This window comes from Streptomyces kryoterrae (assembly GCF_054072135.1).
In genome coordinates this window covers 9,967,076-9,989,824 of record NZ_CM133358.1, presented here as the reverse complement: position 1 = coordinate 9,989,824, position 22,749 = coordinate 9,967,076, and the positions used below count along the sequence as shown (strand labels likewise).

Below are 22,749 nucleotides of genomic sequence, written 5' to 3'. Positions count from 1 at the left end.
CGAACCATGTCCACCCCCGAACCCCGCATCCCCACGACGGCCGGCGCAGGACCGATGAGCTACGCGATCTTCCAACTCGCCCGCGCCCACCGCGCCTACGCCGCCGCCATGCTCCGCGAGATGGACCTGCATCTCGGACAGGAACTGCTGCTGATGCACCTCCTTGACAGGGACGGCCAGACCCAGTCCGAGCTGCTCGAAAGCGTCGGCCTGGACCACTCCACCGTCTCCAAGTCCCTACGCCGCATGCAGGACGCCGGCCTGCTCGTCCGCGAGCCGGCCGAACACGACCGGCGCGTCATGGTCGTCCACCTCACCGACAAGGGCCGTGCCATGCGCGAGCCCCTGGCAGCCATGTGGCGGGCCCTGGAGGAGACCTCCGCGCTGAACCTGTCGGCGCAGCAGGCGGAGTCCTTCGTCCGTATCGCCTACACCATCGCCGACGCGATCAACAGCCGCGCGCTGCCACGGGAAGAGTCCGAGTAGCTCCCCTCGGCTTGCACCCCGGTTCCGGCCTGGAGTGCGCATCGCTTCCGGCGTTCCTGCGAAGTGGACAGTCCTGCAGCGCACTCAGCTGCACGAACGCCCGTGCTGTACGGAGCCAGGCTCCTCGGCTGTCGGAAAGAGCCCGGTGAGCCGAGCCGGCGGATGTGGCGCGATCCCCGCTCACCCCGGTACGTCAGGGAGAACGGGCTGAGCGGGGCCTCAGCGACAGGGGCGAGCTCGAGCTGTCCCGGTGCGGGCGGGCGGAACTCGTCCGGGGGAAAGGGCAACACGCCTCCCACGGGGATGTCGAGCCCTTCCCCTTCGCCAGCCAGGCCGCACATCGCGGACGGCCGCATCACCCGCGACCCGTTCACCGTCGACCCCCGCAAGCTCCTGCGGACCGGCGGTGACCCGCGCCGCAGATCCGCCCATCACAGGCCCGCCCCTTGAGCGACCCGGGCCGACGGCGCCCACGTCTGCGCCACCCAATCCCCCCACTCCTGACCTGATGGAAGTGAGACCCCCATGACCACCACCCTCCCCGTCCTCGTCGTCGGCGCGACCGGCTCCCTGGGCGGCAAGGTCGTCGACGAACTGCTCAAGCGCGGCAAGAACGTCCGCGCCCTGGTCCGGCCGACCACCGACGCCAGCAGGCTCGAAAGCCGGGGTGTCGAGATCGCGCGCGGCGACATGCTCGACCTCGACTCACTCGTGGCCGCCATGAACGGCACCGACGCCGTCATCACCACCGCCGCCGGCTACACCCGCGGCGGCAAGAACGCGCAGGACATCGACACAGTCGGCAACGCCAACCTCGCCGAGGCCGCCCACCGCACCGGCATCCGGCGGTTCGTCCTGACCAGCATCCTCACCAGCGACCAGACGCCCCACGTCCCGCACTTCTGGCACAAGAAGCTCGCCGAGGACAAGCTCGAACAACTCGGCGTCCCCTTCGTCGCCCTGCGCCCGGGGGCGTTCCTCGACCAGGTCGCGAGAATGGCGGGCGACCCGGTCGACAAGGGCCGCATGCTGTGGATCGGCAAGGCCACCGTCCCGCTGACCTTCGTCCACACCTCCGATCTCGCGGCCTACCTGGCAGCCGTGGTCGACGCCGAGGCCGAGGCCGGTGAGCGGATCGACATCGGCTGGGACCGTCCGGTCAGCATGCGGGAGGTGGCCGACGTGATGGGCAGCCGGGCCGGAAAGAAGATCAAGGTGTGGGCGGTCCCGTCCACCGTCGCCCGCGCCGCAGGCGCCGTCGCCGGCCGCCTCATGCCCCTGATCAAGGACCTGGCCGCGATGTTCCGCTGGTTCGAGACCGGACGCTATGTCGCCGACCCCCGCCGCCAGGAGCAGCTGTTCGGCCCCGTCCCCACGGCCGAGGACGCCATCGCCCGGTACACCGACGAGCTGCGCACCGCACAGCACCGGTGACAGGCCCGCGTCCCCTCCCTCGCCGCCCGTCGGCCTGACCAGGACGCCTCGGTCCCGTCCCTCCTGGCCGAACCACCCCACCACGGGCCCGGCCGAGCCGAACGGGTGGCGGGGCGGGCGCTCACGGCTTTCCCAACCGGGATGAGGGCCCGTGAAGCCTGCGATCGCGGGCTTCACCGGGTGTCCCCCATTGACAACCAGATGTCCGCAACTGCCTGAGAGATTCGGCGGATGTCGACAGAAGATCGAGAGGTGCTGCGGCGACCACCTCGCTGCGGGCCGCAGCGTGGCGACCCTGCGGGTCGTACTCGATACGTAAGGAACTGGCATGGACAAGCGTGCAGCGTCCGCAGGCGCCGCCTCTACGACGATGCGAGCGGTCGTCGTCACTCAGCCCGGCGGCCTGGATGCCCTTCGGGTCACCACGGTACCGATGCCCGAGCCGCAGCCCGGATGGGTGCGCATCAAGGTGAAGGCATTCGGCGTCAACGAGTCCGAGGTCACCAGCCGGAAGGGCGAGTCAGGCCCGGAGGTCACCTACCCGCGGATCTCCGGCATCGAGGGATGTCGGTGTGGTCGACCAGGCCGACGAGGACAGCGGGCTGCGCCCGGGGCAGCAGGTGACGACCATGATGGGCGGCATGGACCGGTCCTTCGACGGCTCGTACGCGCACCACGTGACCGTCCCCGCGGGGCAGGTCATCCCGTTCGAGACCGACCACCCGTGGGAAGTGGCCGACGCACTGCCGGAGATGGTCCAGGCCGCCTACGGCTCCCTCGCCACGGGCCTCGGTCTGCAGGCGGGCAGACGCTGCTGATCCGCGGCGGCGCCTCCACGGTCGGGCTGAGCGCGGCCACGATCGCGAAGGACCTCGGAGCCACCGTGCTGTCCACCACCCGCAGCCCGGAGAGGGCCGGGGCACTGCGGGCCGTGGGCGTCGACCACCCTCTGGTCGACAACGGCACCATCGCCGATCAGGTGCGCGAGTTGATGCCGGACGGCGTCGACGCCGTACTGGAACTGGTGGGCTGCTCGGTCCTCGCCGGCACCCTCCGCACCGTCCGCCGCCACGACACCGTCTGCTTCACCGGAGCCCTGGCGGACCAGTGGACGATCCCCGACTTCACCCCGTTCATGATCCCCAGCGGGGTGCGGCTGACGTCCTACGGCGGTCAGGCCGCCGACCTCCCTGCCGACGTCTTCGCCCGCCGGCTCCAGGCCATCGCCGCAGGGCGCCTCGAAGTCCCGGTCGCGAAGGTCCACCACGGCCTGGAGCAGGTCCGTGACGCCCAGGCCGACGTCGAGTCCGGCACCACGCCGGGCAAGCACGTGGTGCTGCTCGACGACTGAGAAACACACCCATCCGCGCCGGTCGAAGCCGACCGGCGGCATGCACGAAAGGAACTGTCATGGGCGTCAGCAAGGAAGAAATCAGCAAGACCATCCTGGAACTGGAGAAGTCCTTCAACGAGCGGTGGAGCGTCGGCGACAACCGCGGCTACCTCGACAACTACGCCGAGGAGATCAGCTATTTCGACCCGATCGACAAGGACCTGGTCGTCGGCCGTGACGCGACCGTCGCCCACATCGAGGCGATCTACTCCAACCCGTACATCGTGCGCAACGAGTACCTCAACCCCGTCGTGCACGTCAGCGACGGCGGTGACTTCGCCGTGCTGGCCTACAACCTGAACACCTACGTGCTCGACGACAACGGCAACGAGCGGCAGCTGCGCGCCTGGAACGCCACCGAGGCATACCGGCTGATCGACGGCGAGTGGCGCATCGTGCACTCCAACTGGGCGTTCGCCCAGACCGCGACAGGCGCGATCGCGTCCTGACCGGGGATCCAAGGTGACGCGCCCCGGCCAGTGAGCAAGCGATCGAAGGAGGCGGCCGGCCCCGGCCCCCGCTCCGGACGCGATCAAGGCCATGGCAGCCGTGGGGATGCGTGCTTGTGCCGCACCCGCCTCACATGCCGGTCCTGGCTTCGCGGGCCACGAAGGCGGCCGGGGTGAGACCGGTGTGGCCACGGAGGAAACGGCCGAAGTTCGCGGGATCGATGAACCCGAGATGGACGGCCGCAGCCCGGGCGTCCCAACCGGCACCTCCCAGCAGGCGCCGGGCTTCGAGGAGCCGCCGCCCGTCGATGACCTCACGCACCCCCTTGCAGCCTCACCGGACACCTCACGTGCATCACCGACGCCACCCGCCCGTCCCTGTCCGCTGCCCCGCCATCCCGCACCCATTCCGACTATATCGAACACGCATTCGAAACGAGGGATGCCGACAGGCACCCGATGTACGGCGGCCGCAGGCTGATGGTGTGGAGTGGCCCGTAGACGTCGCCCTGGCCCGGGAGTGTCAAACGAGCGTGTGACACTCCCAGCCGTCGCGGCTCCAGCTGCCTCGCTTCGCCAGGCGGGTGGTGGTCCAGCAGGCGATGGCCCTCGCTCACATCGACGGCTGGGTCGCGGCGGAAGAGCGGCGCGAGGCAGAACGGCGATGGGGTAAGGAGATGCGGCCGCCCCCTCCCGAGTCGCTGATCCGGCACGGGCTCACCGGTGCACGGCTGGGCAGCGGCCAGGAGCGGCCGGTGCCGCCCGGTCACACGGCAGCAGGCGGAGGGATTGCGGCAGCATGTGCCCGCCGGCGTCCACTGCCGACCGGACACGGCCCTCGGCATCTCGACTAGTAGCTGTCGTAACTGGGCCTACCATTCGGCCGGTAGACACCGACGATGGTGCCGCCCTTCGTCGTCGAGACGCTGACCGGCTCCAGCGTGGTGGGGATCGCTCCGTCGGCGAACAGCCGCTTGCCGGTGCCGATGATCACTGGATGGATGGTCAGCCGGTACTCGTCGACGAGGCCGTGCCCCATGAGGGTCTGGGCGAGGTCGCCGCTGCCGACGACGTTGATCTTGCCGCCGTCGGACGCCTTAAGCTTGCGGACGGCAGCGACGATGTCGCCCTCCAGCAGCGTGGAGTTCTGCCACTCGACGGACGTCAGGGTCCGAGACGCCACGTACTTGTGCATGCTGTTCATCCGATTGGTGAACGGATTGTCGGGATCCGCAGTCGGCCAGTACGCCGCGAAGATCTCGTACGTCTTGCGGCCGAGCAGCATCGCGTCGGAGTGCTCGTACCAACCGGCGATGGCCGTGCCGACCTCGTCGTCGGTCACCGGTTTCTGCCAGCCACCGTGCTCGAAGCCGCTCTCAGCGTCCTCGTCCGGGCCGCCCGGCGCCTGCATGACGCCGTCCAGCGTCAGAAATGTGCAAACGATGATCTCGCGCATGGTGCGCTCCCTTCGTCGACAGGTAGACCGCACAACCGCCGGAAACTCATCGGCGGACCTTCCGCGGCCCCGGGCTGCGGTGACTGGCTGCCAGCGACTGCTCCCTGCTCGACGGGCTGCCCGTGGTCGGCGTGGAAGGCATCACGGCATGACGTGGTCCTTGCCCGAACCGATGCTGACCGCTGCTGGGGCCGTCGAGAGCCCTGCCCTGCGCACCGGGTGGGCGGCGAAGTCAAAATTGTGGAAGGTGTTTGATGCTGTCCCTCGTCCACGGCTGAACGCGCTTGGCCCTCCGTGTGGAGCGCCGTTGTCAACTACCGCCTCGGGGCCCTCGGTTTCCTCGCGCACAGCGCTCTGCCCGGCTCCGGCACCTTCGGCCTGGCCGACCAGCAGGCCGCGCTGCGCTGGGTCCGCGCCGAGATCGGCGCCTTCGGCGGCGACGCGCACAACGTGACCCTGGCCGGCGAGTCGGCGGGCGGCTACAGCGTCTGCGCCCTGCTCGCCTCGCCCGCCGCCGCGAGGCTCTTCGACCGGGCCGTCATCGAGAGCGGCCCGTGCACAGGCCGTCCCGACCGGCCGTTCGCCCCGTCCTCCGTCCCCTTGTCCGAGGCGCGCGCGGCGGGCGCGGAACTCGCGGCGAAGGTCGGCTGCGGCTCTGCCCCCGACGTGATGGCCTGCCTACGGCGTGTGGACGTCTCGCGTCTGCTCGCGTTTCAGGACACCGATCAACAGCCCGCTTACACCACGCCGTTGCTGCCCCGCGACCCGGCAGCGGCCATCGCCGCCGGCCGCTTCCACCACGTCCCCGTGCTCATCGGCAACAACCACGACGAGGCGGAACGGTTCCTCGCCCACCTGATGCAAAGTCGCCGCCTGGTGCGCGACTTCGAGCGCCGCACCGGCAGCGCCGAGGCGATGATCTACGGGTCGATGACCCTGTTCATGACCCGCCGCCTTGCCCGGCCACGGTCTGCGAGAGCGAGAACCTACCCGGCACCGGCTCGACCAGCCACCCCCGGGCCACCATCCGCTTCGCCTTCGACCGCAACGCTTCCGCCTTTGCCGACACCACCTCCAGGCCGAAGCAGACGGCCATCTCCTGGCAGGAGAATGGACCTTGACCAGGTCGGTGGCGGTCGGCAAGGACTCGCAGGATGCGTAGGTCCAGGCCAGAAAGGTGCGGCAAATTCGCTGCGGCGGACACTGTGGCCGCCGCAGCGCCATGCCCTTCCGGTCAGCCCGCGTCGAGGATCCGTAGGCCGAGCGGCGTAGCGGTGTGGACGACGTATTTCCCCGTGCGGTGGCTGCTGACCAGACCGCTCTCGCGCAGGACCGCGATTTGATACGAGGTGCTGGACGGCGCGACACCCACGGCGTGAGCGACGTCCGAGGATGTGCGGCCGTCCCGGCGGGCGACGGCGGACAGGATGGCGGCACGGGTGCGTCCGAGCAGGCGGGCGGCTCCCGTTCCCCATGTCTGGGCAAGGTCCCAGGGCTGCTTGGCCACCGGATAGACGAGGACGGGCGGGAGTGCCGGGTCGGCCGGGGCGGTAGGACGCCGCCAGCAGAAGAAGGACGGGACGAGGAGAAGGCCGCGGCCGTTCAGGAACACGTCACGGTCGACCGGGTAGTCCACTTCGAGGACCGGGTCCCGCCACCGGGCGAGCGGAGCCAGACCGTCGAGGAGTTTCTGGACGCCGCCGTCGAGCAAAGCTCTGGTGCGTGCGTCGACATCCGCTCCCACCAGGGCTCGCATGCGCGGCCAATGCGGCCGTAGCGTCGTCTCGAAGTACGTTTCCAGGGCCCCGGCGATCGCAGAGAGGTTGGTGTCGTCCGGGCGGGGTGCCATGCTCGGTCTGCCGATTCTGCGCTGAGCCCCATCCAGCCTGGTCAGCTGGCGTATGACGTCGCGGCGTGAAGTGCTGCGAATCGTGTCCAGCGCTGCCGGCAGTCCGTCGGTGGCGGTGGCTGCGGGAGTCAGGAAGTCAGGGATGTAGCCGGCGCTGGGTACCAGCCCGCGCAGGGGAGACAGGGCGGCGCGCAGTCTCTCGTCATGGAGCAGCCTGTTGCGTGTCGAGGCGCGCCATGAGCCGAACGCCGTCTGCCCCTCGTCGGTCTTTAATCGGCACATACTGCAGATGATTTCCCACGTGGGGTCAGGGTTTTGCAGGAGCCGGATCTTCTTGAGGTCGTCGGCGGTGAAGTGCAAGCGGAGCAAGGGTGCCTCCTTCGCGATGGGCGACGCGGTGGTCCACCTTCGGCTCGACGATGGTGTCGAGCGCGTGGTCTGTGCCGATGGCGTGACCGTCAGCTCCTGGGCACGCACGGCGATGTGCGCAGGGCGGGCCGTTGGGGGGGGGGACGGCTGGAGGGGTACTCGGGGCGCAGGCCCGTGCCGCTTCTATTGCGAGCTTCTCCACCACAACGGACGTGTGGGGTGCAGCGCATGGAACTTCCCCCTGTTTCTTTCGCAGTAGGTCGGACTGCGAAGGAGTGCTGGTCTCGCCCCGCCATGCTGTCCCGGAACAGGGTGGCCATGCCAGAGAGCCATCGCGGAGGAGAAGTCGATGGTTCGATAACCTGGTCTCTATGGTTGCCGGGTACAGGCGTCGGCGTAGCCTGCGCGAGCCGAGCGTTCACCAATTGCGCCTGCTGCTGGCCGTGGCAGAGGAACTGCACTTCGGGCGGGCGGCCGCCCGTATGTTCATCTCCCAGCCCGCGCTCAGTCAGCAGATCCGCGTACTGGAAGAACGCGTGGGCGTCACGTTGGTCGAGCGCGGGGCAGGAGGCGTACGGCTGACACCCGCGGGACGTGCGGTTGCCGAGGAGTCCCGGGCGGTCGTCGAAGGGCTGGATCGGTTGCTGCAGGTGGCCGACTCACACGCCGGGGTGATGACCGGACGACTACGGATCGGGTCGCTCGGTGCCGAGGCCTCCCTGCCGCACGCCAGCAGGGTGCTCGATCACCTGCGTGTCCACCACCCCCACCTTGAGATCGAGGTGCGCAACCTCGGCTTCATCCAGCAGTTCGACTCTCTCGCCGACAGAGAGGTCGACGCGGCCTTCCTGCGTGGTCCGATGCCCTCAGGGTTCCAGTGCTTTCAACTGGCCACGGAATCGCGCGTGGTGTGCCTGGTGGCCGATGACCCCTTGGCCGGTGAGAAGACGCTGACGCTGGCTCAGCTCGCGGACCGCCTGGTCGTCGACATGCCACGAGAAGTGCCCCGGAATTGGTGGGATCACCTCACCGTCAATCCTCGGCCCGACGGAACCGCGGTGCGCTTCGGACCCGTGGTCCGGGACACCGAAACCATGGTCCTGGCGGTGCTGCAGAAGCGGGCCATCACCTTCCTTCCGGCTTCGGCACGCCGCCTCTACCCACGCCCGGGGCTCGTCTACGTGGACGTCCCTGAGCTCGGTGAGTCCGTCTCCCTACTCGCCTGGCTCCCGGCGAACCGTGACCTGCCCGCCGTGCGTGCCCTGCGGGCGGCGGCTCGTTCGGCGCGACAACCTGAGTGACCCGGAGCACGTGGGCAAGGGCTGATGAGGTCGGTCGCTGCGGCAACGCCTACTGATCCCGGCGGGTCGGCTTCTTGCGGCGTTCTCGCACACGAGGTTCACACACGAGGTTCAGGCTACGAGAAAGCGGTGGCCAGGCCGAGCTCTGCCGCGGCGAGGGCACGCGATCACGGTCAACCGTACTCCGGTCGGCTGCCTCCTCCAGCACGTTTCGACGGTGCTCGAAATCTTGGCGCTCTCCTCTGTGCGGAGCCTACGTTGATGCGCATGGGATCGACCGCCGGGACGGACCGCGTCGCGGTGGCACGACTCCGGAAGGGCACGGAGAGAAGACCCATGCCTGCAGGTGGCATGGACCTTGCGCGACGTCAGAAGAAGAACGGGCGAGACAGGACGGGCTGCACGCCGATGACTGACAGGGGGGTAGTCATGTTTCACAGGAAGGCCGTCGTCAGCTGTGCGCTGATGACCATGCCGGCCTCTGGGATAGGTGTCGCCACGGCCCAGGACCAGTCTCCGGAAATTATTCGCGGCCTGGACCGGGACTTCCACTTGCCCGCGGATTCTGCGCAGGTGGAAGGCGCGGTGAGAACCGGTCAGCGGGTCGGATACGTGGTCAAGATCCAAAGCCGCTACGGTTCCGGCGGCCAGCGCCTCGACGCGGACACCAACGGCGGCGGCAACAGCACGAAAGCCCAGGTCTGGGGGTTCAACAACACGGCCCAGCAGAGCTGGTTCCACCCCTCAGGGGATCTGGCCATCTACAACGGCGCCTTCTACAACGGCGGCAATACGGTCCTGGACCGGAACACCAACGTGCCCGGCGACGGCGCGCCGGTACAGCTGTGGGGTAAGAACTTCCAGCCTCAGCAGCCGTCGGCGCGGAGTACTTGATCATGCACAGCAGAGGACCCCGACCACATACGGCCGGTGTCCTCGTAAGAGCTTGCGTGATCACCACAATCGTCGCCCTCGCCACGGTCGGCGTGATCCTCCCAGCCTCCAACGCATCGTCAACCATGGCCAATTGCCCCTCAGGAGCACATATCAGGGGTACATACACGTCTGGAACTGGGACGACCACAGTGGCCGCCAGCAGGCGTTCCGGACAATCCGGAGGTGGCCGCCTTCACGCTACGGGGAACCTGCGCTGACCACGCATGCGCTTTGGGCGCTCCCGCTTCGGAACATGTCTCCGTACATGTCATGACATATAGCTCAATCACGACTAGCAGGGGGAAACACCACATGCGTCATCTCAAGATCGCCACCACGGCACTGGCCTGCGCCTTCGCCCTCATCCCGGTCGGGGTCGCCACCGCCGGGACCGGCCCGGCGCCCGCACCCACCGCACGCACCACCTCCACTGCGGCTGCCTCCACCGTGCCGTCTGCCGACGGCAACCCGGCGAGCCTGCGGGCCCGGGCGGCCGCGGTATGCGAGGACGCCTACCAGATCGGCTCCACCGGGTACATCACGCGCGCCGGCAAGACCGTCGCCTCCGTCAAGCAGTTCTACTCGCCGTCCTGCGGCCAGAACTACGGCTACGTCTGGATCTGGCAGAGCTTCCGCGACGCCGTCGGAGACTACGACGTGACCTCCGCCGTCTACAGCGCCTCTCGGGACGAGGTCCTGGGCAAGCGCTCCTGGACCAACACCACTGCCCAGGAGTTCTGGTCCAGCGGCACCAGCACCGTGAACGAATGCACGGCCGGGTCGGGCACCGTACGGGCCGCCGGCGACCCCGCACCGGTGGGAGGTTACTCCAGCACGCGCTGCTGACCCCCTACCTCCGGCAGGGGCGGCAACCAACGACTTCCCCCGCCGGAGGGACAGCGCCGCACCGGTATCGCTCTTCTCGACGAAATCCCGCCCCTCGCCGGCTTTCACTGACGGAGCACCAGCTCCGACATCATGGCCGGCGAGCCTGGGCCATCGCGGTCTCCTTCGCCATGGACTTCCGGTACTCCAAGGTGCTGAACGCTTTCCAACGTCCCGATGCTGACCGCACGTTGGACGCGCCTGCACGACGACGAAGCTCCTGGCAAACGGGTTCTCGACCAAGATCACCCGTGCCCGCCAGGAGCTTCCCGCGCTCGTCCACCGCAACGGGCACGGTGCGGCTGTCGGCCGGGCTCGCCGTGCCGCTCCTGGGAACCCTCGCCGCCTCCGGCCTGGTGCTGCACTTCACGCCGCGGTCGTCGCCCACCTGCGGATGGCTCACGCGACATCGCGGGCAGGATCGTCTTCCTCTCCCGCTGCGGCAGCCGTCCTGGTTCTGGGCCGGCTCGACCACGGCCCGCCGAACACGGTGCCGGGCGGAGGGCGGTCGCCTCTCGGTGGCTCGCTCCAGGGCTCGTTGCTGGACTCGCTGTCGCAGCGCCGTCCGTCCAGGCCGACGGGGACGGCGGGGTCGGGTGCTGTGGTCATCGCGGCCTCGGGATTCTCCGGTGGTAGGAGGCCGAATCGGATCCCGCGTCGGCTACTGGACCGCTACAGGTCACTATCTGTACGAGGAACACCCCGGACCGAACCTTCCGGCACATCGAACAATGGATGACAAGGTATGGCGGTATACAGGCTGGGTCCTGGTCGGCCTTGGAACAGTTCGAGGCTGCGGAGCCTGTGAGAGGCCCGAGGATCCCACTCCCAGGCTCTGCACTCCCGAAGCCGGCGCATAGTGACAAGTAGCTCTCGGTAGCCAAACTGACGCCCTGCTGTCAGGGCCTCCTGCGTTCTGCCCTTGGTCAACCGTGTGGTGCAGTACTGGGTCAGGAGTAGAAGCCCCGGCCGTAGTCCTCGCGTGACATCGTGAAGTCGCCCGGGCGATTCCGACGGAGCTCTTCGTAGCGCTCGGCGAACACGTCCAGCGCCTCGTGGAGCGTGCATACACGTGCCTCACGGATCGCCTTGATGGCGAAGATGATCCGGTGGTTCACGATGTCGCGATCGACGCTCTCGGGCAACTGTTCCATAAGCCCGACAGGGTACCTCCGCGACCCGGAGTCAGCGGCTGCGATCTCCCGTCGGGCAGCATCCCAGACTTCCTCGAATTCTTGGGAGGTCAGCTGATCGGCTTCGTAACCCTCCCCCTAAGACACCGGGAGTCCTGCGGCAACTCCGAGTTTCCTCTCGTACTCACTCAGACCGCCTGTCTGCTGGGCGCGCTGGCATTCGTCCAGGGAGGCAGCCGCGAGTGGGGTCAACTCAAAACCGTGGAGTTCGATTTGCGGGGTTACGCAGCCATCGGCGTCGACCTCGAAGTAGAACCACGTGACTTCCTCGTCCCAGTAACAGCGCATCCACGTCGTCACTGGTCAGCCTGCCTCTGTGACAGGGCAATACGGCGGCGCCCGAGATCGACATCCATGATTTTCACCCTGAGAGCGACGCCGACCTCGACAACATCTCCGGGCGATTCATCGAGCTCGCTGGTGGGCACGAGCCCTTGCAAGCCGTCCTCTCGGTCTTCGACGCGGACGAAGACGCCGAACGGCATGATCTTGGTGATCGGCCCGGTGACCACCTGTCCGAGCCGTTGCACGACCTGCGGCCACGGGTCCTCCTGTACCGCTCGCAGCGACAGCGGTACCCGTTCCCAGACCATGTCGACGTCGAGGACTTCGGCGGTGATCTCCTGGCCGACGCTGACGACGTCGGACGGGTTGTTGAAGGGTCGCCAGGACAGCTCCGGAATGTTGATCATCGCGGTGAAGCCGCCGATGTCCACGAAGGTGACGCCGAAGCCGGCGATGGACGTCACCGTGCCGGTGACGAGCTGGCCGCGCCGCAGGGTCTTCAGGAACGCCCAGTCCCGGTCGCTGGGTGTCGGCTCGGTCTGCCAGCGGGCGCGCAGGACACCGTCGCTGTCGGGCAGTACAGCGGTGAGCAGGGGGAGATCTTCACCGGCATGCATGGATACGACGCCGGCGGCACGCACGCCGGCGAGCCGGGAGGTCACTGCCTGGAACTGGGTCTCGTCCACGACCGTGCTCGTGATCTGTCCGTCCCGGTCCTCCCAGACGACCTCCACCAGGCCTTCGCCGGGTAGAGCGGCCAGGGCCGTGTCGACGTCGGTGAGCAGGTCCGGCCAGACAGCCAACTGGGAGCGTGGGGCCAGCTCGGAGCGCACGGTCTCGATGGTGTCGCGGGTCAGGCGGTGCCACCGGGAGGCGTTGACGGCGAAGACTTCCTCCAGGAACACGGCGCGGTGGGCGCTGATGGTCCAGTGAAGGCGGGCCCAGAAGTCGGCGTCGGCCGGGCGCTGCACATACGCGGGGTCGTCGGGGGCGAAGTCGTACGGCGATGCGTCCAGGCGTTCTGGGAACAGGCCGAGCGCGCGGGTGCGGGTCAGTGCCGCTTCGCAGGGCCGGCTGCTGCCGAGGTAGAGGTACTGGTCCCAGCCGACGTGCACCGTGAACGCTCCCTCTGCCTCCAGGCGGCACCAGGCGCCGTTGTCGCGGAGCATGGCCCGGACGAGTTCCAGGCCGACACTGATCGGCACCAGTGCGCCGTCGTGGAACCCGGCGGGGCCGGCGGGAAAAAGGTCGGCCAGGCCGTATCCATCGACCGGTGGTTCCAGGCCGAAGTGGGCGAAGCCTCCGAGCTGCGGCTCGCGGATGGCCAGCTGGTCGACGCCGGTGTCCTCGGCGAAGGCGGCGATGGCCTGCAGGTAGGCGGCTTCGACCGGTCCGTGGTCGCTGGTCGTGGGCTCAGTGCCGGCGTAGTGGCCGTTCTGGTCGCGGTCGGCGGGGTTGTACTTGGTGACCTGGTAGACGTAGGGCAGCACGTCACTGCCCGCTGGAGGTCGACGGCGTGGCTGCGTTCTGGTGCCGTTCGAGGACGCGGTAGACGGTGGCGCGGCTGACGGGGAAGAACTCGGCGAGGTCGGCGATGGTGTGCTCGCCGGACTGGTGCTGCTGGACCAGGCGGGTCTGCCGGCGGGCAGTGAGCTTGGGCTGCTTCCCCTTGAGCTTGTCCTTGGCCCGCGCTACCGCCATGCCTTCGCGCATGCGCAGGAGGTCGACCTTGAACTCGGCGAAGGTGGCCAGAATGTTGAAGAGCATCTTTCCCATCGGGTCGGCCGGGTCGGCCGGGTCGTAGAGGGTGCCGCCGAGCGCGAGCTTGACGCTGCGGGCGGTGAGGGAGTCGCCGACATCGCGGGCGTCGGGTACCGAGCGTGCGAGGCGGTCGAACTGGGGGACGATGAAAGTGTCACCGGCGCGCACCGCCGCGAGGGCCTGGGCCAGGCCGGTCGCGGTTGGTTCCGGTCAGCCCGTGGTCCAGGTGGATCCGGTCCTCCGGGACGTCCAGGCTGATCAGGATCTCGTGCTGGGTGTGAGGTCCTGCTTGTCCAGACTGCATCTCGCGTAGCCGACGCGTTCGCTCATGCCCGGAGCGTACGGTAAGCCCTCGCTGAGCGTACAGATCACCGGACACCCTGAATGAGACGCCGCCAGCGCAGGTCGATCTCTCACGCCGGGGCAAGATCACGATTGTTCGGTGGGGATCCTCGTACGGACACAAGAAGAGGCCAGGTGCTGACGCTTGACGTTCAGGCTGGACGATCTGGTGCTGCCTGCTGCGGCTGACTCCATGACGATCACGCAGGCCATTGCGCCCAGGCGGGCCTCTGGCTCTGCGTAGGGTGCCTGCATGACGGAGACAGCGAAGAGCATGAGAGCGCCTCGGAAGCCGAATGAGCTACGTGCCGTCTACGAGTTCCCGGAGTAGGCGCGGCTTCGTCCAGGTATACGGGTCCGCCATAGCTCGCTGCAGCATCTGGACTCCGTACTGGTCGGCTACAGGGTCGCTTCGGAGATCCACGGCATCGATGAGAGTTTTGAGTTCCCTGGGGCCCGTGAGCCACCGGCATCACCGTGGAGGTTGTGCAGCGCCGAGACGGAGGATCCGATCTGCCTGGGCGAGGGTAGCGACACCCCCTCCGGCAGCGCCTCGGTTCGCGGTGAGCCCGCGTCGTAGGGCGGTGGAGCGGATATTCGGCCGCGCCCATCGACCGGGTGACCCCGAGCTGGTCGCAGAAGCCGGCGAAGGACCGGAAGCCGTACTGGGTCCCGGGGCCGGAGTCGACACGGCGCCGTCCAGGCAGCCACGGGTCGAGGCCGCCATCAGCCGTGCGTCGGCGATCAGGCCGATGCGCATGTGGTCGGCGATGGACCAGCCGAGGACCTTGCGGCTGAAGCAGTCCAGCACGGTGCCAGTTGTAGAAGAACACCCCGCCTGCGAAAGGGAGATACGTGATGTCGCCATGCACCTCCGCCACGGCTCGGTGGCGGTGAAGTCCCGCTGGAAATGGTCCGGGACCGGTGAGGTGGCCGGGTCCGGGACGGTGGTGCGCACGCGTCTGCGCAGGCGGATGTCGGCAATGGAGAATGTCCGCATGATCCGGGCGACCCGCTTCTCGTTGACCGCCGCCCTTCTCGCGGAGCTCGGCGGTCACGCGCGGGGAGGCGTAAGCGCCGCCGGACTCGCCGTGGACCTCGCGGATCTCCTCGGCCAGGACACGGTCCCTGTGCTGCCGGCGGCCCGGTCCTCGGCGCCGGCGCGCCACTTGTAGTAGCTGGACCGGTTCACGTCCAGGACCTGGCAGAGCCGCTTCACCTCGTAGGTGTCCCGGTGGTCGTCAACGAACTGGAAGCGGCTGATCACCAGTTCGCCTCGCCGACGACATACTTGGCCGCCTTGCGGAGGATGTCCCGCTCGGTGGCGAGCTTGCGCTCACTCGCCTTGAACTCGGCCAACCGGGCCTCCAACTGCCGCACCCGCTCGTCCGGATCAGCGGACGGCGCCGCCTCCCGAGGGCTGGGCGGCCGGCTGCGCCGCCGCGGCATCCGCGGTCCCGCAGCACCCACTCGCGCAGGGTCGCCCGGTGGACACCGAGGTCAGCGGCGATGCTCTTGTGGGTCGCCCTGGGGGTGGACTCGTACTCGTACAGGGCCACGGCATCGGCCTTGCACTTGTCCGAGTTGTCCTTCAACACCGTCGGTGGTCTTCTCGCTTTCTCCGGATCCGGGAGATCCGGTATCAGCGCGTCCACCGCTCAGGGGGAGGCCCCGTCCTCTTGGTCGACGCCGAACACCGGGGAGGGAATCTGGCCCCGAGTCCGTCCGCGCGCTCCTTGCCAAGGTCGCCCCAAGCCCGTATGTCCTGTTGCTTCCTGACAGGCCGACGGCTCCCGGCCTGCGAACAGGGGGAGCCGTCCAGTGTGTCGTACACCTGTTGCTTTCAGCGGGTCAGGCGTGACGGCTCGAATGCCGGTTGCCGGTGACGACGCGGTAGAGGGCGAGCAGGATGAAGGAGCCGACGATCGCGGCGATCCAGGTCGAGATGTCGAAGAACCCGTCGATCGAGTCGACGCCGAAGATCACCTTGCCGAGCCAGCCGCCGAGCAGACCGCCGGCGATGCCGATGAGCATGGTGATGATGATGCCGCCCGGGTCCTTGCCCGGCATGAGGGCCTTGGCGATGACGCCGGCGAGCAAGCCAATGACGATCCACGCGATGATGCCCATGGTTTCCTCCGCCTCCTCAGATAAAGAATGTGTCAGCTCATCGTCTGTACCGATTCCGCCAGAACAAACGTCTTCTCCGTATCCCAGTCTCCATGGCCCTCTCTTGCCGATGACCCGGCGTCGCTGGGTGGTGGAGCGGGACGTTTGCCCGGCTGTGACGATGCCGCCCACCTGTCACACGGCTACGAAATACCCGCGCGCCGGCTCGGAGAACGCCATCTGCCTCACCATGGCCATGCTTCTCGTGCGCCAGCTCTCAAGACCAGCCCGCTGTCAGGCCTGCCAGAAGCCCAAGAGCGCCGAGCGAGCCGAGACAACGGGCCAGCAGAAAACCAGCTGTCCTCCGAACAGCGGACAGGCTCACCCACCGCGCTTCCAGCCGTCGGATCGGAGGTCGCCGCACATCCAGCAGCCACGACCACCAACCCGGTGAACCCCCCGCGGTCAGAGCACTCGGTTTGGGTGGCAGGGATGTGACAGTCGCCATCGGGTTTTCGTGCCCCGCGAACGGGGACTCGGCCGCAGCAACGAGGAAGCGCGAGCAGGCTGACGAACCGGTCGTCGAGGGACTGACGGCGGCAAGAAGTGAAGCGCCCAGGACTGCGGACGGCAAGCAAGGTGAATGTGGGACGGCCCACGTGGGCGGGAGCGGATCGCCGTCCGGCTGTCGGACGGAGCACCGCCGATAGGGCAAGATCGAAGCGAACCGATGGTGAATGGGCCCGTGGGGAGGTGAGGGCGGTGGCCGATCATGACGAGTTCGGCAGCGGGGACGCTGAGCAGGAGACACTTGCCCGACGGGCCCGGATCACCCGCGAGCTCGTCGAGAACGTGCGCGGGCTGCCCCCTGCCGAGGTACCCGAGGCGCTGTGCCGTGCCTGTGTGAAGCTCCTGCCGGATGCCTCGGGGCTGTCGGTGTCGGTTCAGGGCAACGGCGCGGACTCAGCGGTGGTGCTCTGTGCGAGTGACGACGTGGCCGCGCAGCTTGCGGAAATCCAGTACACGCTTGGCGAAGGTCCGGGCACGGAGGCGGTCCGACTGCGTGCCCCGGTGTTCGCGACGGATCTGACCCGCGCCCCGGATACCCGCCGCTGGCCACTGTTCTGTGTTCAGGCGGCCAAAGCAGGCGCGCAAGCCGTCTTCTCCGTTCCGCTGGCCGGCGTCGGACGGCCGCTGGGCACCCTTGACCTGTACCGCGATACAGCCGGCTCACTGAGCAGGGATCATGTCCGCACGTCGCTGCTGGTCGCCGACGCCATCACGCTGGCCGTGACAGCACTCGACCACACTTCTACCGGCCCGCAAGGAGTCGTAACGTGGCTGGAGGGAGTCGAGTCCGATCGGGACGAGATCCACCAGGCCACTGGAATGATCATGGTGCAACTCGGAGTGGCTGCCGAAGAGGCCGTCCTGCGTATCCGCGCGCGGGCCTTCGCGCAGGGCCGCACCTCGACCGAGATCGCGCGGGCCGTCATCGATCGCACCCTGGACATGCGCCGTGAATGAACCAGAAGGCAGTACGTGTGTGAGGACAGCGCCGGGGAGGCGAGCATGAACCGCGAACGGCAGTTGGCGAAGGCATTCGTCGACCTGGCGGACACCTACGCGTCGGAGTTCGATCCGCTGCACCTTTTCAACCGCCTGGTACGCGCGTGCACAGAACTGCTGGAGGTGGACGCCGCGGCAGTGATGGTCGCCGACGCGCGGGGCAGCCTGAGGACGATGGCCGCCACCAGCGAAGAGGCCGCGTTCATGGAGTTGCTGCAGATGCAGACCGGCAGCGGACCCTGCATGGACTGCTACCGCACCGGCGTGGCCCACAGCGTCCCCGACATCACCACCGAGAGCGAACACTGGCCGGAACTGGCCACCGCCATGACCGACGCCGGATACCGGTCGTTGCAGACCGTTCCGGTCCGTCTCCATGAGCGTCCTCTGGGCGGCCTCACCCTGTTGAACAACCACGCCGGAGCTCTTGCCGACAACGACGTGGACCTCGCGCAGGCGCTGGCGGACTGCGCCGCGCTGGCCCTGATGCACTGGTCCACCGAACCGGCCCGAAGCGACGACGTCCTCACCCGCGTACAGAGCGCCATCTCCGTCAAGGCCATCCTGGAGATCGCCAAGGGCATGATCGCCGAGTACGCGGACGTGTCCATCGCCCAGGCCGGGCAGCTCCTGACCGAATACGCGAGCCGCCATCGGGTCAGTTTGGCCGAAACCGTCCACGCACTGGTCAGCCACAGCATGAAACCGACCGTTATCGTCCCCGTGCGCAGGCCTCACTGAACATCAGCCCAACGGCGCCACCGGCACACAGCAGACCGGTGTGCCGGCTGACATCCGGCCTGTCCCCCGAAGCTGTTCAAGGCTGGGGCCCGAGGCCGGTTCCTACCGGAAGCGCCAGGGTTCCCTTGCCGGCACCGGTATCGGCCCCGGCCTGACCGGACGCGTACTCGCGCAAAGACCGGCGATGCGACCAGCCGTTTGTTCAGAGCGTGAGAGATACCCGGACATGCGGGTGGGGGCGCGCCAGTGATCGGTGCACCCCCACCCGGGTGTGGCGTCCTGTCAACGCTGCTTACCAGCGATACCAGCGGCCACGCTTCCCGCCTGCTCCGGTGGAGCGGGCGAGGAATCCGGCGAGCCAGATCACCAGGACGATCACGGCGATCCACCACAGGGCCTTCAGGGCGAACCCGGCACCGAAGAGGATCAGGGCGAGCAGCAGAACCAGTATCAGGGGAACCATAGTTATCAACCTCCGTCCCGCCGTCTGCCCGGACTTGATCTCCGTACACGCCCCAGATTTATCTGTTTCTTATCCGTCTCTCGGGGCACCCGATGGGCCGCCTGCGGCCTTCCCCGCCGCACTCCGAAACTGGCCGCAGTGCTGTAGATGCGCACTTCGGCGAGCATCTGGCTTCACCGATGAGTCGTGGCCCCACCCAACAACGAGTTCTGGCCCCACTTCCTGATCTTCAAGGCCGGAAGTAACAACGCGAGTTGGCCCCATCTTCAGGCCGCTCTGCCGCCTCTCTCGCGCTGGTCTGACGTGAGAGTCTTGGCCGTTGACGAAGGGGTGGCGGTATGGCGGAGACGGCAGACCAAGGTGGCTGGACGGTCCTGGAGACGCTGGAGCGGGGCCAGGTCTGCAAAGGGGTGGTGTCGTCCATCGAGAGGTTCGGCGCGTTCGTCGACATCGGAGGCTTCCACGGACTGGTGAACGTAGCCGAGTTGACCTGGGCTCATCACTTCGAGGCGGTGTCGGACATCGTGGAGGTCGGGCAGGAGGTCACCATCGTGGTCCTGGACGTCGATGTCGAGCGGGAACGGGCTTCCTTCTCGCTGAAGGCGCTTTATCCGGATCCGCTTGAGGAGTTCGCTCGCGTTCAGCTCGGTCGCGTGATTCCGGGCCGGGTGGAGAGGGTCGTGAGGATCGGAGCGTTCGTGCAAGTCCACGAGAATTTCGCGGGACTGGTTCCGATCCATGAGCTCGCGGAGCGGGATGCGGATCGGCCTGAGAGCGTCTTGCAGATTGATGATGAGGTCATGGTCGAAGTCGCTGGCATCAACCTGCATAGACGCCAGATCCTGCTGTCCCTCCGCTCGTGATGGGGGTTGTCGTCTCACGGCTGGGTAATCGGTGTGAAGCCGCAGGTCATCCTGTGTTCGTCGCCGCCTGCTGGGCGCGGGTGTGGGAGAGCCGGTAGGAGTCGGTTCCGGTCTCGATGAAGTTGCTGCCGAAGGTCAGCCGGTCCACGATGGCCGCGCAGAGCCGGGGATCAGTGAATGTCTTTGTCCAGCCGGAGAACGATTCGTTGGACGCGATGGCGACACTGTTCTTTTCCTCTCGTTCAGTCAAAACCTGGAAGAGGAGTTCAGCCCCGCGTTTGTCGAGTTCCATGTAGCCGAGTTCGTCGATGCATAAAAGGTCGACGGGCCGTAGCGGGCGATGGTCTTCGTGAGTTGCTTCTCGTCAGCCGCCTCGACGAGTTCGTTGACGAGTTTCGCGGCGAGTGTGTAGCGGACCCTGAAGCCTGCCATGGCTGCCGCGGTGCCCAGCGCGATCAGCAGGTGGGACTTGCCGGTTCCCGAGTCGCCGATCAGGCAGAGCGGCTGGCCGTTGCGGACCCAGTCGCAGGTGGCGAGGGTGTGGATGGTGGCGGGTTGGACGTTGGGGTTGGCGTCGAAGTCGAAGTCGGAGAGCCACTTGCTGCGGGGAAAACCGGCGGCTTTGATCCGTCGTTCCGATCGGCGGCGGTCGCGGTCTTCGCACTCGGCCATCAGCAGTTCGGCGAGGAAGCCGAGATAGGAGAGGTGTTCCCGCTCGGCCGATTCGGCGGTGGCAGCGAACTGGGCCCGGATCGTGGGCAGCCGGAGCATCCGGCAGGACTGCAGGATGGCGGCGTCGGCGGCCTGGTCGGTCACTCCGTGATGGCTCTTCGTGGTCATGGGGCTTGTCCCTGGTGCTGCGGCGGGTTCGCGGCGGGTGCCGCAGGAGTTGGTCGTAGGCGTCGACGGTGGGCAGGGGGCGGGTGTCGGGCGGTAGCTCGCCCAGCAGACGCCGCTCGGTCAGTGAGGTCACCGTCGTCCGCGGCCGGGGCGGTGGGGCTGCTGCGGGCGGCAGGGTCTGAGTGGTGCCGCGGAGGCCGGCGGCCTTGCGGGCTTCCAGCGCGACCGCGTCCGCGGTCAGTGCGCCGACCGAGACCGCTGCGGTGATGCCGGCGACCACGTCCTGGTGGGCGAGGCGGCGGTGCAGCAACAGGACCTCGATCAGTGCGCGAGTTCCGTCCGCGTCCCCGTATGCCCTGCGGGCCGCTGCCCACCAGGCTTCATGCGCGGGGGTGAATGCTCCCGAGGCCCTGGCCTGTTCGAGCGCGGTCGCCCCGGGCAGGGCACCGGGCTTGCGGGCGAGGGCCTCAAGGTAGTGATCCAGGACGAGCCTTGATCCGTAGCGGGTGGTCAGCCGCTCGTGCCGGGCGACCTCGTCGGAGCCGTCGAAGACGACCACTTCCGAGGCGTGCAGGAACACCCGGACCTGGTGGCCGACCAATCGGATCGGAACCGAGTAGTGGCACTGGCGGACGGTGACCTGTCCGTAGCGGTCCACCCGCGGGTGCAGCACCCGCGCGGTCTCGAACACTTCGTCCGGAAGCGGTTTGAGCAACGGCTGTTCGGTGGCGAAGTAGACGCCGACGGTGTGGGTGCGCCGGCCGATCCGCCGTTCGTCGTCGGCGAGGCAGGCGGCATTGAGGCGGGCGTTGAGCTCGGCGAGTGAGTCGACCTCGGGCACCGGCACAAAGTGATTGCGGCGAAAACGGCCCACTTCACCTTCGACGCCGCCCTTCTCATGGGCCCCTTCCAGGCCTGGGCGGCAGTAGAAAGCGTCCAGTCCGTAGTGCGAACGGAACGCAACCCATCGTTCGTTCTCCACCCGGGTGCGGGCGAATCCGAGCACCTGGCTGACCGCGGATCGCAGATTGTCGTAACGGACCTTGCCGGTAGGGATCCCTCTAATATGCGGGTCTCGATGTCAATCCTTCGGTTGTATTTGAGAAGCTGCCAAGACACCCTTTGACCACGACGCGTCGAACTGAGGGAGCACGTGGAGGTTGTTGAGCGGGAGCTGAACCATCCCTGGGAAGGCGTCCTGGCCGCTCCTGCCCAAGGCAGTGACGTCGGCGTCCTGGTCCTTGCCGGTTCCAGCGGACGTATCGACCGCGAGAGAGCACGCATCCTCGCTCAGCAGGGCATCGCGGCTCTGTCCATCCGTTGGTTCGGCGGGCCAGGACAGTCCCCGGGAATTTGTGAGATCCCCTTGGAGACCTTCACCGCCGCGGTCGACTTCCTCACAGCGAGCGGGGCACGACGCATCGGCATCCTCGGTGTCTCCAAAGGGGCTGAAGCAGCTCTGCTCACAGCCGTGCACGACCCTCGCGTGGACGTTGTCGTCGCGCTGTCACCCACGTCGCGAGTCTGGTGCAATGTGGGCCCGGGCCACGATGGGGAACAGCGCCCGTATCGCTCGTCCTGGACCTGGCGGGGGAAGCCCCTGCCGTTTGTCCCGCTGGATGACTCCTGGACCCCGGTCAACCCGGGCAACGGTCCGGTCGCCATCCGCGGATGGTACGAACTCAGCGAGGAGAGCTTCACTCACCTGCTCCCTCCGGCAGAGATCCCCGTCGACAGGGCCCGGGCCGACCTGATACTCGTCGCCGGCGGCGACGACGCGATGTGGCCTTCTCTCCGCTTCGCCGAACAACTGGCACAACGCCGACGCTCGGCCGGAACCACCGCGCATCTGATCGCCCGCCAGGATGCCGGCCACCGACCGCGCTTTCCCGGCGAGAGCCCGGCGTCAGGGTCTCCGCACTTCCTGTATGGAGGCACGCCCGAAGCTGACGCGCTCCTGGGAGAGGCGGCGTGGCCGCACATCCTCGACAGGCTCGGCAGCACGGCACCCCTCAGTTTCTGACG

The 22,749-nt window shown here is 67.8% G+C and carries 19 protein-coding genes and 6 pseudogenes; 13 read left to right on the top strand and 12 right to left on the bottom strand.

The window, feature by feature from the left end:
• The first annotated feature begins 6 nt into the window (after nucleotides 1-6).
• From ACW4TU_RS44490 to ACW4TU_RS44475, 4 genes and pseudogenes are all read left to right on the top strand, one after another.
• Nucleotides 7-486: a MarR family winged helix-turn-helix transcriptional regulator gene (locus tag ACW4TU_RS44490; protein ID WP_457423160.1), complete on the top strand. Its 480-nt coding sequence runs from the start codon at nucleotides 7-9 to the stop codon at nucleotides 484-486.
• 525 nt (nucleotides 487-1,011) lie between these two features.
• Nucleotides 1,012-1,920, top strand: a complete 909-nt coding sequence (locus ACW4TU_RS44485) for an SDR family oxidoreductase (RefSeq protein ID WP_457423158.1) — start codon at nucleotides 1,012-1,014, stop codon at nucleotides 1,918-1,920.
• Between the two features lie 370 nt (nucleotides 1,921-2,290).
• Nucleotides 2,291-3,271 (top strand): annotated as a pseudogene (locus ACW4TU_RS44480) (alcohol dehydrogenase catalytic domain-containing protein).
• 59 nt (nucleotides 3,272-3,330) lie between these two features.
• A complete protein-coding gene (locus tag ACW4TU_RS44475) occupies nucleotides 3,331-3,762 on the top strand; it encodes a YybH family protein (protein WP_457423156.1) in 432 nt (143 codons plus the stop codon).
• 130 nt (nucleotides 3,763-3,892) lie between these two features.
• Here the strand turns inward: ACW4TU_RS44475 and ACW4TU_RS44470 are convergent.
• A pseudogene (locus tag ACW4TU_RS44470) lies at nucleotides 3,893-4,090 on the bottom strand (helix-turn-helix domain-containing protein); the annotation flags it as partial.
• A gap of 522 nt (nucleotides 4,091-4,612) precedes the next feature.
• A complete protein-coding gene (locus ACW4TU_RS44465; RefSeq protein WP_457423154.1) occupies nucleotides 4,613-5,218 on the bottom strand; it encodes a dihydrofolate reductase family protein in 606 nt (201 codons plus the stop codon).
• Between the two features lie 294 nt (nucleotides 5,219-5,512).
• Between ACW4TU_RS44465 and ACW4TU_RS44460 the strand changes: the two are divergent.
• Nucleotides 5,513-6,058 (top strand): annotated as a pseudogene (locus ACW4TU_RS44460) (carboxylesterase family protein); the annotation flags it as partial.
• 100 nt (nucleotides 6,059-6,158) lie between these two features.
• On the opposite strand, the pseudogene ACW4TU_RS44455 reads toward ACW4TU_RS44460, so the two are convergent.
• A pseudogene (locus tag ACW4TU_RS44455) lies at nucleotides 6,159-6,377 on the bottom strand (hypothetical protein); the annotation flags it as partial.
• Nucleotides 6,378-6,452: 75 nt separating this feature from the next.
• Nucleotides 6,453-7,436 (bottom strand): ArsR/SmtB family transcription factor, encoded by a 984-nt coding sequence (locus tag ACW4TU_RS44450; protein ID WP_457423152.1) that lies wholly within the window; start codon nucleotides 7,434-7,436, stop codon nucleotides 6,453-6,455.
• 425 nt (nucleotides 7,437-7,861) lie between these two features.
• On the opposite strand from ACW4TU_RS44450, the gene ACW4TU_RS44445 reads away from it, so the two are divergent.
• The 3 genes from ACW4TU_RS44445 to ACW4TU_RS44435 all read left to right on the top strand — a co-directional run bounded on the left by ACW4TU_RS44445 (nucleotide 7,862) and on the right by ACW4TU_RS44435 (nucleotide 10,519).
• Nucleotides 7,862-8,737: a LysR family transcriptional regulator gene (locus ACW4TU_RS44445; RefSeq protein ID WP_457423150.1), complete on the top strand. Its 876-nt coding sequence runs from the start codon at nucleotides 7,862-7,864 to the stop codon at nucleotides 8,735-8,737.
• Between the two features lie 336 nt (nucleotides 8,738-9,073).
• On the top strand, nucleotides 9,074-9,631 hold the full coding sequence (locus ACW4TU_RS44440) for an RICIN domain-containing protein (RefSeq protein ID WP_457423148.1): 558 nt from the start codon (nucleotides 9,074-9,076) through the stop codon (nucleotides 9,629-9,631).
• 354 nt (nucleotides 9,632-9,985) lie between these two features.
• The gene (locus tag ACW4TU_RS44435; RefSeq protein ID WP_457423146.1) at nucleotides 9,986-10,519 is read left to right on the top strand and encodes a hypothetical protein; all 534 of its coding nucleotides are present in this window, start codon (nucleotides 9,986-9,988) and stop codon (nucleotides 10,517-10,519) included.
• A 989-nt stretch (nucleotides 10,520-11,508) separates the two neighbouring features.
• Here ACW4TU_RS44435 and ACW4TU_RS44430 read toward each other — a convergent pair.
• From ACW4TU_RS44430 to ACW4TU_RS44420, 3 genes are all read right to left on the bottom strand, one after another.
• On the bottom strand, nucleotides 11,509-11,712 hold the full coding sequence (locus ACW4TU_RS44430) for a hypothetical protein (RefSeq protein WP_457423144.1): 204 nt from the start codon (nucleotides 11,710-11,712) through the stop codon (nucleotides 11,509-11,511).
• Between the two features lie 335 nt (nucleotides 11,713-12,047).
• The gene (locus tag ACW4TU_RS44425) at nucleotides 12,048-13,526 is read right to left on the bottom strand and encodes a S1 RNA-binding domain-containing protein (RefSeq protein ID WP_457423142.1); all 1,479 of its coding nucleotides are present in this window, start codon (nucleotides 13,524-13,526) and stop codon (nucleotides 12,048-12,050) included.
• A gap of 1 nt (nucleotide 13,527) precedes the next feature.
• Nucleotides 13,528-13,965: a recombinase family protein gene (locus ACW4TU_RS44420; protein WP_457423140.1), complete on the bottom strand. Its 438-nt coding sequence runs from the start codon at nucleotides 13,963-13,965 to the stop codon at nucleotides 13,528-13,530.
• A gap of 758 nt (nucleotides 13,966-14,723) precedes the next feature.
• Between ACW4TU_RS44420 and ACW4TU_RS44415 the strand changes: the two genes are divergently transcribed.
• Nucleotides 14,724-15,314, top strand: a complete 591-nt coding sequence (locus ACW4TU_RS44415; RefSeq protein ID WP_457423138.1) for a hypothetical protein — start codon at nucleotides 14,724-14,726, stop codon at nucleotides 15,312-15,314.
• An 88-nt stretch (nucleotides 15,315-15,402) separates the two neighbouring features.
• Here ACW4TU_RS44415 and ACW4TU_RS44410 read toward each other — a convergent pair whose 3' ends face one another.
• Nucleotides 15,403-15,609, bottom strand: coding sequence for a hypothetical protein (locus ACW4TU_RS44410; protein WP_457423136.1), 207 nt, complete (start codon nucleotides 15,607-15,609; stop codon nucleotides 15,403-15,405).
• Between the two features lie 381 nt (nucleotides 15,610-15,990).
• Nucleotides 15,991-16,269 (bottom strand): GlsB/YeaQ/YmgE family stress response membrane protein, encoded by a 279-nt coding sequence (locus ACW4TU_RS44405; RefSeq protein ID WP_164417894.1) that lies wholly within the window; start codon nucleotides 16,267-16,269, stop codon nucleotides 15,991-15,993.
• A 741-nt stretch (nucleotides 16,270-17,010) separates the two neighbouring features.
• Here ACW4TU_RS44405 and ACW4TU_RS44400 point away from each other — a divergent pair.
• Both ACW4TU_RS44400 and ACW4TU_RS44395 read left to right on the top strand, forming a co-directional pair.
• Nucleotides 17,011-17,775, top strand: coding sequence for a GAF and ANTAR domain-containing protein (locus ACW4TU_RS44400; RefSeq protein ID WP_457423134.1), 765 nt, complete (start codon nucleotides 17,011-17,013; stop codon nucleotides 17,773-17,775).
• Nucleotides 17,776-17,820: 45 nt separating this feature from the next.
• Complete coding sequence (locus tag ACW4TU_RS44395) at nucleotides 17,821-18,558, top strand: GAF and ANTAR domain-containing protein (protein ID WP_457423132.1); 738 nt, start codon at nucleotides 17,821-17,823, stop codon at nucleotides 18,556-18,558.
• A gap of 292 nt (nucleotides 18,559-18,850) precedes the next feature.
• On the opposite strand, the gene ACW4TU_RS44390 is transcribed toward ACW4TU_RS44395, so the two are convergent.
• Nucleotides 18,851-19,021: a hydrophobic protein gene (locus ACW4TU_RS44390; RefSeq protein WP_457423130.1), complete on the bottom strand. Its 171-nt coding sequence runs from the start codon at nucleotides 19,019-19,021 to the stop codon at nucleotides 18,851-18,853.
• A 338-nt stretch (nucleotides 19,022-19,359) separates the two neighbouring features.
• Between ACW4TU_RS44390 and ACW4TU_RS44385 the strand changes: the two genes are divergently transcribed.
• On the top strand, nucleotides 19,360-19,884 hold the full coding sequence (locus ACW4TU_RS44385) for a S1 RNA-binding domain-containing protein (protein ID WP_457423128.1): 525 nt from the start codon (nucleotides 19,360-19,362) through the stop codon (nucleotides 19,882-19,884).
• Nucleotides 19,885-19,930: 46 nt separating this feature from the next.
• Here ACW4TU_RS44385 and istB read toward each other — a convergent pair.
• A pseudogene (gene istB / locus ACW4TU_RS44380) lies at nucleotides 19,931-20,724 on the bottom strand (IS21-like element helper ATPase IstB).
• 559 nt (nucleotides 20,725-21,283) lie between these two features.
• A pseudogene (locus ACW4TU_RS44375) lies at nucleotides 21,284-21,382 on the bottom strand (hypothetical protein); the annotation flags it as partial.
• Nucleotides 21,383-21,877: 495 nt separating this feature from the next.
• On the opposite strand from ACW4TU_RS44375, the gene ACW4TU_RS44370 reads away from it, so the two are divergent.
• The gene (locus ACW4TU_RS44370; protein ID WP_457423126.1) at nucleotides 21,878-22,747 is read left to right on the top strand and encodes an acyl-CoA thioester hydrolase/BAAT C-terminal domain-containing protein; all 870 of its coding nucleotides are present in this window, start codon (nucleotides 21,878-21,880) and stop codon (nucleotides 22,745-22,747) included.
• The last annotated feature ends 2 nt before the right edge of the window (nucleotides 22,748-22,749 follow it).